Source organism: Pseudomonas amygdali (assembly GCF_002699855.1).
Classification (GTDB): Bacteria; Pseudomonadota; Gammaproteobacteria; order Pseudomonadales; family Pseudomonadaceae; genus Aquipseudomonas; species Aquipseudomonas amygdali.
In genome coordinates this window covers 1-509 of the sequence record NZ_LKBW01000225.1, presented here as the reverse complement: position 1 = coordinate 509, position 509 = coordinate 1, and the positions used below count along the sequence as shown (strand labels likewise).

The following is a 509-nucleotide window of genomic DNA, read 5'->3' as shown; positions in this document are numbered from 1 at the left end:
ATTCCCACGATGAGTCGGAGAGTTCGTAACGCTTTGCCATGCGGGCCTCCAGCCAATCATGGCGGCAATTCTACCCCAGCCGACTTTTCGTACAAAACCTAGTACCCAGCCTGAGTTATGAGCAATTTGTTTCACATCGTCAAGGGAACGTCCTGTTTCTTGGGCCAATGCTACAAGGTCTTCATGTTTGTATGTACGCATGTGTGTGTTCCTTATTGGGAGTTAGAGAGTGATGATACGATATTGATATCGAGCTGAGTGGGCCTTGCCAGTCTTCCTACGCTCAACCATTGCTGTAGCTACCAGATGTTTGAGAACGCCTTCTACAGAGCGTCTGGGGAGTCCTGTAGCAATACAGAAGTCAGCGCTTGAGATAGTAGACCAGCCAAAGACATCAGCGTGATTACGAACCATCAGCCAAATTATCTTCCTTGGCAGTGTGTGAACCGCCCCGGGTTTCTCGGAGACTCCAACCTTTGAGAGGATGGAGCGATGAAAAAACTACCGAA

General features: G+C 48.9%; 1 pseudogene. It reads right to left on the bottom strand.

The features are described 5' to 3' along the window. Nucleotides 1–201: pseudogene (locus AO277_RS28790) on the bottom strand (hypothetical protein); the annotation flags it as partial. Nucleotides 202–509: the final 308 nt, after the last annotated feature.